Raw genomic sequence first — 7,863 nt, forward strand, 5'->3', positions numbered from 1 at the left:
TTCGAATCCTGCCGGGGGCACAGAACAAAGGGCCAGCTCAGGAGGGGTTTCCTCCCAGGCTGGCCCTTCGTCGTGCCCGGGGCCGTGCCACACGCGTGCCACTAGAGTCCACGCGGAGTCCACATCCCCTACCCGGAGGCACCTCCCCCACCGTTTCGGATCATGGCCCCGAGCCGGTCGGCGATGGCCCGGTCCCGGTCGCTGGTCATGTGCTGATAGATCAACGCGGCCCGGGAGCTGCTGTGCCCCATCCGCGTCATCAGCTCCCGCGTGCTGGCTCCGGCCATGGAGGCCAGGATGTTGCCCGTGTGCCGCAGATCGTGGAAGTGCAGCTCATCCGTGACGCCCGCGGCCTTGCGGGCCTTGACCCAGTCGTCCCGGAAGTTGCTGCGCCGCAGTCGCCCGCCCTGCGGTCCGACGAAGACATGCCCGTCGCGGCCCGGAGCGGCGAAGTGCTCCAGATGGTGCGTGACCTCGTCGAGCAGTTCGGCCGGGAAGGACACGGTGCGCATCCCGGCTGCGGATTTCGGTGCCTTGTCGAAGAGCCGGCCGTCCTGTAATTCGGCCTGGGCGCGGCGCACGGTGACGGTCAGCCCCTCCAGGTCGACGTCCCGGCGCCGCAGGGCCGCCAGCTCCCCGAACCGCAGGGTGGTGAAGGCCGCCAGGAGCACCAGCAGCCGGTAGCGCGGCGCGATGGAGTCGGCGACGGCGAAGACCTCCGCCACCGTGAGGACCGGCCGCTCGGGCACGTCGTAGCGGTCCGCGCCCTTGATGCGGCACGGGTTGCGCCGGATCAGCTCGTCGTCCACGGCCGTGTTCATCAGGGCACGCAGCAGCTGGTACGCCTTGACCACCGTCGGCTCACCGACACCGGCCGCAAGAAGCTTGCCGCGCCAGCTGCGCACCCGGGCCGTCGTCACGTCGGCCACGCTCCCGGCTCCGAAGGTGGGCAGGATGTGCAGCCGCATCACCGACTCGTTCCGCTCGCGGGTGCGGTCGGCGAGCTTCCGGTCCCGCAGCCATGCGGTGGCGTACTCGGCGAAGTTCACCGATCCGGCGTCCGGGTCCGACCACTGTCCGCGCGCGATGTCCGACTCGATGTGCGTCAGGGCCACTTGGGCATCGGTCTTGGTCGCGAACGTCTTCTCCGCCGGACGCAGCTGCCCCGTCTCCGGGTCCCGGTAGCGGACCTGCCAACGACCGGACGGAAGCCGTCGGATCGAACCGAAGCTCCGCCGTCTCCCCTTCCTGTTGGCCATCAGGCAACCCCTCGCAAGGAGTTACGGCGGTCACCGATCGGCCGCACCGTGTTGGCGTCGATGAAGGCGTTCAGTGCGCTTTCCGGGATACGGACGTGGCGGCCGACCTTGACGTACCGGATGCGCCGCTCCGCGATCAGGCGACGCGGGAAGCGCTCCGTGGTGCCGAGGAGTTCGGCCACCTGCGCCACGGTCAGGCAGCGGTCAGCCATGGGTGGGCTCTCCTTCCGTTCCGGGTGCGGGTTCGAGGGATGCGGCAAGCCAGGCCTCGGCGTCGGACAGGCCGGTTCCGGCGAAGACCCAGTGGGCGAGAACGAGCGTGGTTTCGCCGTCCTGCGGGACAGGCGGGGCCACTTGGGCCCGGCGCCATGCGGCGCGTGCGTCGCGGAGGGCGCCGAGGGTGGTGGAGTAGCAGCGGGACTTGGTGGAGAAGTGGCCGCGGAAGCCGAGCATGTGGGCCCAGGCCCGCAGGCGGAGATGTTCCAGGTCTTTGCGGGCGCCGAGGGTCCAGGCGGTGCGGATGAGCCGGCGGGCGTGGTCGCTGATGTCGAACTGGGCCAGTTCGGCGGCGAACTTCAGCGGCCGGTCCAGGGCACCCGTGGCTGTCTCGGCGCCCTTGGTGGCGTACTTGGCGATGTACGCCGCCACGGCCCGCTCGGTCAGCTCCTGCCCGCCTGTGAAGTCGGCGGAGCGGATGATGCGCACGTCGAGCTGGCGGCCGAAGGCGAAGGTGTGGGCGCGGCCGTCGACAACCGGACCGTCCACGCGGACCCTTGATGCTGCGGCGCGGATGGCGTCGGTCAGCAGCTCGGCCGTGGCCCAGGCGGGAGGCGGGGTGTCGCCGCCCTCGGGCCCGTCGAGGCGGATCACGGCGTGGAAGTGGACGGCACCCCGCTTCTGGTACTCGGCCACCTTCGCGAAGGACACGCGCGCGTGCTCACGGAACTGTCGCTGGGACAGGCCCGCGCGCTTGGCGACCTCGCGGCGCAGGTAGGTCGAGAAGCGCCGCCAGAGCGCGCCGGCATGGGCGTTCCACAGCACAGCCGCTTCGTAGTCGTAGGTGTCCGGGTCGAGCGGGGTACCGAGGACGGGGTCGTCCTGGTCGTGGCGGACGCCGTAGCGGCAGGGGCGTACCGTTCCGGCCGGGCCGGAGGGGCGGTTGTGGACCGGGCTGAAGCTGGGGGCGGTGAAGGTGGCGAAGACGCGCGGGTGCGTGGCGACCTGTTCGGGTGTGCCCTTGCCGCCGCGCAGTCCGGCGGTGATCAGGTAGAAGGTGTCGCGGCGGTACACCTCGGCGCAGGCCGGACAGCGGGTCGTGCGGCGGTTGTTGCAGCGGACGAGGAGCTGGCCGGCGGGCAGGTCGGCCGAGTCGAGGTGCTGGAGGACACGGCCGATCTCGCCGGTGACCGTGTCGACGGCGTACTCGGTGCGGTGACCGTCGAGGCGGATCGGGTTGGTGCAGCCGCCGAGCCCGGAGAGCTGCCGGAGGATACCGGGCAGGGCGCCGTGCGCGGCGAGTCTGGCCAGTTCCGGGAGCGGTGGCGGGGTGGGACAGATGAAGATGGCTTGTCTCCTTCTGGCTGTTCGGGTCGGGAGTGAGGGCCCGGGGCGGCCGGATGCTTGGCGGTGTCGTGGCCGCCCCGGGGCGAAGTGATCGGGCTCAGCGGCGGTGGTGCTCGCGGAGCAGGGAGCGCAGGACGACGGCGGCGACGGCCACCGAGACGGCCGAGACGGCGACGGCGGCCAGGAGCGCGGTCAGGACCACACCGCCGGTGAGCACGGCCACGATCGCCCCGGTACCGATCGAGACGGGCGGCAGCGAGCGCCGTACAGGCGACGGGGCGGCCGGGATGTGGGTGTGCGCGGGCGGCGGGGTCGGGCTGTCGGGGTACTTGGGCAGCAGCACGACGGAACCTCTCTTATCTACTCGTCTAGTCATGTGAGCCGTTGATGATGTCCACGCCCGAGCGCGTGCCGGACCCGATGGCGGGGGCGAGGAAGGTGTGCGAGAGCCAGAAGCCGAAGAGGGCGACCAGGACGACGACCCAGGTGCGGACGCCGAGGAACTTGACCGCTCCCCAGGCGAAGAAGCCGAGGACGACGACCAGCGGCATGTTGACGGTCACGGGTTGCGGGTCCTTTCAGCGGACGGGACAGCGGTGGGTGCGGGCGGCCAGCTCGGCGCCGGCCCGGCTGTCGTAGTCGGCGGAGAAGCCGCAGCGCGGGGCCGTGCAGGCGGCGGTGTGCTTCTCGCGGCCCCGGCCGTCGTACGACGTGCCGACCTGGACGGGGCCGATGCGGACGACGGCACGGAAACGGCGATTCGTGCTCATGGGAATTCCTCTCAGAGACGGGCGGCAATCGCTTCGGCGAGTGGCGCGGGAACGCCGAGACGGGCGCGCAGGGTCGAGGTGTCCATGGGCGTTCCGGTGCGGTTGTGGTGCTCGGCGGCGATCTTGCGGGCGTGCTCGACGAGCGCGGCCGGGACGGTCACGGTGGGCTGCTCGGGTACGGCCGCGGACACCGGTTCCGGTGGGGCGGCCGGCTCGGCCGGCTCAGGAGTCGGATCGGGCGCGTCTTCCTGGCCGTCCTGGTCGTCGACCACGTCAGCGCTGTCCGGGGCACTGACGGCGGACGTCGACGCCGTATGGGCGAGCAGCGTGCCGCCGAGGAAGGCGACCGCAGGCCATCCGGCGACGAGGATGCGCAGCCAAGCGGGGACGTGCTGCATGTCGAGCAGGCCGGCAGTGGCGACGTTGGCGCCGAGGGACGCGGCGAGGGCGATGACGAACCAGCACCATCCGGCCGCTTTCGCAGCGCCTGACCGCAGTCGGCGCCATGCGGCGACGAGCAGCAGGTCGACCGAGACGGGGTAGGCCCATGCCTTCCACCCGTCCTGTCCGGCCGCTGCGGCGATGTCGTGCAGGTGGGAGAAGGACAGTGCCCCCCGCGATGAGCGCCTGGACGAGCACCGCGTCGACACGGGCCAGATGAGCACGCATGACGCGGCTCCTTCCGGAATCGGGCATGACGGGGTAGGGACGTGGCGTGAGGCGGTCACGCCGACCGAGTGCCGAGGTGGGGCGAGAGTCAGTCGGTCGCCGGAAGCGGCTGGACGGCCGGCGTCGGGATCTCGACGGAACCGGCGGGAACGTCTGGGACGTCGGGACGGAACGGCTTCAGTGCGGGCACGTCGGGCACGAGGTGCGCCGACTCCTGACAGATGCGGGCCGCGTCGCCGAGGGAGATGTAGGGCGTGCGGATGCGGGACCAGCCGCCGGAGGTGTCGCCGGCCACGGCCAGGCCCGGACGTTCGGGGGCGATGGCACAGGCAGCCGCGACCGCTTCGGGGGCGATGTCGCCGAGCGCCATTTTCGCGGAGGCTTCGTCGTTGACGCGATGGCAGACACGGCCGGTGAGCTGGGCCCGCAGCATCGTGGCGCCCTTGCCCAGTTCAGCACCGAAGCGCTGTCCGCAGACCTCCAGGTAGATACCGGCGGCTCGACCGAGTTGGGCGAGGCGGATGAGCTGGGTGACCATCTCGTCGCGCCGTTCCTCGCCCTTCTTCGTGGTGACGAGGAAGAGTTCGGCCACCTCGTCGACGAACACCACGACGGGCACCGGCCGTTCGCTCTCGGGCAGTCCCCAGATCTCGGGCAGTCCCCAGATGTCGGAGGTGATCTCTTCTGCCGGGGTGCCGGGTGCGATGTTCTGCCGGGCTTTGATCAGGTCGTATCGGTCCTCCATCTCCTTGACGAGCACGGGCAGCAGTTCGGCCGCCTGTTCCGGGTCGGTGGCCAGTGCGGAGAGCCGGTCGGCGAACGGGGCCAGCTCCACGCCCCGCTTGCAGTCGATGCCGACCAGGGCGACCAGTTGACGGGCGAGTCCGGTGATGAGGTGCCGCAGGTACATGGACTTGCCGGACCGCGTGGCGCCCAGGGTGAGTTGGTGCGGGATGGTGCGGTAGTCGCGCACGAACGGGGTGGCGTCCTCGCGGAGCGCGACCGGCACTCACAACAGCCCCTCGTCGCGCTTGCGCGGCATCCGCACCCGCCGCAGGACATCGAAGCCGACGAGACGCAGCTCGATCACGCCCGGCTTGACCGGTGTCACGTAGACGGCGTGGACGCCCCAGGCGTGCCGCAGCCGTTCCGCCGAGGCGGCGACGTCGGCCGGCTCCTGCCCCGGAGCGAGCCGAAGGCGGAGCCGTAAGCCGGTCGAAGTGGGCCGGATGATGCCCCGGCGGGGAGGCACGGGCCGTACCTCACGGCTGGTGGTGGCCCTGACCGCCAGGGCCCGCCACCGGGACGGCGCCATGGTCAGCCCGCACGCCTCCATCACCGAGCCGTACGAGCCGAGCAGCCGGACGGCGGAGATCGGCAGGCCGACCGTGGACCAGTAGACCGCCGGATACTTGATCCGGGCGTAGGCAGCCCCGCCGCCGAGCGCGACGAGAGGGCCGCCCACCTCCAGGAGTGTCGTCAGGTCGGTCATCAGGCCGTGGCCCCCACGGCGGCCGGGAAAGCGGCCGGAGTGACGGCGGCGGCCCGGAAGGCGATGCCGTGCCGCTGCTGCCCGTTGAAGACGCTCTCCCACGGACGGGCCGCCAGCCCCGGCAGCGAGACCGGCGAGCCGAGGGCGAGTCCCTCGGACACTCCGCTCTCCGGAACGGTGACCTTGATCAGCGACGACTCGCCGTCCTCGATGTACACGACGCCGACCGTCATCAGCGCTTCACCGCTCACGGCGTCCTTGGCGATCTCGCCGGTCCGCCGGTCGCGGACCTTGGGCTCGGGGGCTTCGGTGAGCAGGATCGTGGCCGCCGAGGTGTCGACGCGGATGGTACGCAAGGCTTCTTCCTATCTACTCGTCTATACAAGAGACGTCCTGTGAACCCGCTTGCCGGGATCACGCGAACACCTTGCCATACGACTTGCCCACTCGTCTATACGAGTAGGCGTGTCGGTGTGTACGAGTTCGGAGAACCAGCCCTGCGCACCACCGCCGCTCACGCGATCACGTCGCCGGGAGCTGGTACGACAGGACGTAGGCGTCCGCCGCCATCACCGTGTCGCACACCTCCACGGCCCGCCCCTCGGTGTCGAAAGCGGTCCGGATCAGATGAATGACCGGTACGCCGGAGGCCAGCCGCAGCGTCCGCACCTCGTCCGGGGAGGGCATCCGGGCACGGATCTCCTCCTCGAAGTGATCAAGGCAGTGCCCCAGCTCCTCGAGCCGGGCGTAGATGCCGCCGGGCCCGGGGTTGGGCTCGGCGATCGGCGTACCGCGGGCGATGTCGAGCGGCAGATAGGAGGTGGCGAACTCCACCGGTCGCCCGTCGAGCAGGTACCGGCGCCGCCGGGCGAGCACGCGTCGCACCGACCCGAGCCGTGCGGAGATGTCCGGGCCGGCCTTCTCCTCCTTCACCTCCAGACTGTCGACCTGGGGATGACTGCCGACCGCGTCCGCTTCCACGAGGAAGGCGGACTTGCCCTGCTCCCGGTGCTTGCGGGCGAAGCGGTCGGAGGCGAGCCGTCGCACGGGGGGCCGCGGGCGGACGAACACACCCTTGCCGTGCTCGGCCTGCACGAGCCCCTCCCCCTGGAGAACGGCGAAGGAGTTTCGAACGGTCATACGGGAAACCCCGTAATGCTCGACGAGTTCAGCCTCGGAGGGCAGCTTTTCGCCCTCGCGGAATCGCCCACGGTCGATGGCCTCGCGCAGCTGGTCGGCGATCTGCCGGAAGACCGCACGATCGCTCGTGGGGTCGAGATCGCCGAGGAGACCGGAAGGGAGAGGGCTCACGTCTTTGCACTCCTTTAGGCATCTAGACGAGTGGGCGAGTTTTATTGCTACGGTGGAGAGCCTAGTCAGCCGAGAGGGCCGAGGAACGTGAGCACTGATCGCCCGCACTCCGTGAGCGTTGCCGGAGTCGTCGTCGACGACCAGGGCCGCGCCCTCTTGATCCAGCGCCGTGACAACGGCAAGTGGGAGCCCCCGGGCGGTGTCCTCGAACGCGAGGAGACCATCCCCGAGGCCCTGCAACGCGAAGTCCTCGAAGAGACCGGCATCAAGATCGCGCTTCCGGCGACCCTGACCGGCGTCTACAAGAACATGAAGGGCTTGATCGTCTCCCTGGTCTTCCGCTGCGAGGCCGCCGACGGCACGCCCACCACCGGTGACGAGACCCGCGCACTGCGCTGGGCCACCCGAGAAGAAGTTTCCGAGCTTGCCGACGAGGCGTACGCGATCCGTGTCCTGGACGCACTCGACGCGGCGTCCCCGCCGGCCATACGCGCCCACGACGGCGTAAAACTCGTCTAGGGCCTGTCTGATAATTGATCTTGTGGTGGGTCGTGGTGAGCTGACGGATGCGGCATGGGAGCGGATAGCGCCTCTGCTGCCGAGGAGTGACGGGCGGGGGCGTCCGTGGCGGGATCACCGACAGGTGATCAACGGAGTGCTGTGGCGGCTGCGGACCGGTGCACCGTGGCGTGACCTGCCCGAACGCTATGGGCCGTGGCAGACCGTCTATGAGCGGTTTGCCCGCTGGGAGGCGGACGGCACCTGGGCCCGGCTGCTTGAACAGATCCAGGTCCGCGAC

10 protein-coding genes and 2 pseudogenes are annotated in these 7,863 nt (G+C 70.4%); 2 read left to right on the forward strand and 10 right to left on the reverse strand.

From position 1 onward, the window contains the following. Positions 1-128: 128 nt before the first annotated feature. The 10 genes and pseudogenes from CCN35_RS20930 to CCN35_RS20975 form a co-directional block, all read right to left on the reverse strand. Positions 129-1,259 (reverse strand): tyrosine-type recombinase/integrase, encoded by a 1,131-nt coding sequence (locus tag CCN35_RS20930; RefSeq protein ID WP_067396207.1) that lies wholly within the window; start codon positions 1,257-1,259, stop codon positions 129-131. Further along, complete coding sequence (locus CCN35_RS20935; protein WP_067396204.1) at positions 1,259-1,471, reverse strand: helix-turn-helix domain-containing protein; 213 nt, start codon at positions 1,469-1,471, stop codon at positions 1,259-1,261. Before CCN35_RS20935 ends, CCN35_RS20930 begins: the two co-directional genes overlap by 1 nt. After that, positions 1,464-2,759, reverse strand: coding sequence for a replication initiator (locus tag CCN35_RS20940; RefSeq protein WP_079129779.1), 1,296 nt, complete (start codon positions 2,757-2,759; stop codon positions 1,464-1,466). The genes CCN35_RS20935 and CCN35_RS20940 overlap by 8 nt, the downstream gene beginning before the upstream one ends. A gap of 160 nt (positions 2,760-2,919) precedes the next feature. Then, positions 2,920-3,165: a SpdD protein gene (locus tag CCN35_RS20945; RefSeq protein ID WP_067396198.1), complete on the reverse strand. Its 246-nt coding sequence runs from the start codon at positions 3,163-3,165 to the stop codon at positions 2,920-2,922. Positions 3,166-3,190: 25 nt separating this feature from the next. Further along, positions 3,191-3,385 carry a hypothetical protein gene (locus CCN35_RS20950; RefSeq protein WP_086793894.1) on the reverse strand — a complete coding sequence of 65 codons (195 nt, stop codon included), beginning with the start codon at positions 3,383-3,385 and terminating at the stop codon, positions 3,191-3,193. Between the two features lie 15 nt (positions 3,386-3,400). Continuing rightward, on the reverse strand, positions 3,401-3,592 hold the full coding sequence (locus CCN35_RS20955) for a mobile element transfer protein (RefSeq protein WP_067396192.1): 192 nt from the start codon (positions 3,590-3,592) through the stop codon (positions 3,401-3,403). An 11-nt stretch (positions 3,593-3,603) separates the two neighbouring features. Further along, positions 3,604-4,261, reverse strand: a pseudogene (locus CCN35_RS20960) (DUF2637 domain-containing protein). 88 nt (positions 4,262-4,349) lie between these two features. Further along, positions 4,350-5,753: pseudogene (locus CCN35_RS20965) on the reverse strand (FtsK/SpoIIIE domain-containing protein). Further along, on the reverse strand, positions 5,753-6,109 hold the full coding sequence (locus CCN35_RS20970; RefSeq protein ID WP_086793896.1) for an SCO3933 family regulatory protein: 357 nt from the start codon (positions 6,107-6,109) through the stop codon (positions 5,753-5,755). The pseudogene CCN35_RS20965 and the gene CCN35_RS20970 overlap by 1 nt, the downstream one beginning before the upstream one ends. A 166-nt stretch (positions 6,110-6,275) precedes the next feature. Beyond that, a complete protein-coding gene (locus CCN35_RS20975) occupies positions 6,276-7,064 on the reverse strand; it encodes a GntR family transcriptional regulator (protein WP_067396183.1) in 789 nt (262 codons plus the stop codon). A 111-nt stretch (positions 7,065-7,175) separates the two neighbouring features. Between CCN35_RS20975 and CCN35_RS20980 the strand changes: the two genes are divergently transcribed. Together CCN35_RS20980 and CCN35_RS20985 are read left to right on the forward strand one after the other, a co-directional pair. Continuing rightward, on the forward strand, positions 7,176-7,583 hold the full coding sequence (locus tag CCN35_RS20980; protein ID WP_067396181.1) for an NUDIX hydrolase: 408 nt from the start codon (positions 7,176-7,178) through the stop codon (positions 7,581-7,583). Between the two features lie 22 nt (positions 7,584-7,605). After that, positions 7,606-7,863: IS5 family transposase (locus CCN35_RS20985; protein ID WP_107501075.1), on the forward strand; the 258-nt coding region annotated here is incomplete at its 3' end.

Origin of the sequence: Streptomyces thermovulgaris, from assembly GCF_002155915.1 — a bacterium.
Classification (GTDB): Bacteria; Actinomycetota; Actinomycetes; order Streptomycetales; family Streptomycetaceae; genus Streptomyces; species Streptomyces thermovulgaris.

Bases quoted from the DNA above. Each gene is read 5' to 3' on its own strand.
- CCN35_RS20930 (WP_067396207.1), bottom strand. From the start codon at position 1,259: ATGGCCAACAGGAAGGGGAGACGGCGGAGCTTCGGTTCGATCCGACGG.
- CCN35_RS20935 (WP_067396204.1), bottom strand. From the start codon at position 1,471: ATGGCTGACCGCTGCCTGACCGTGGCGCAGGTGGCCGAACTCCTCGGC.
- CCN35_RS20955 (WP_067396192.1), bottom strand. From the start codon at position 3,592: ATGAGCACGAATCGCCGTTTCCGTGCCGTCGTCCGCATCGGCCCCGTC.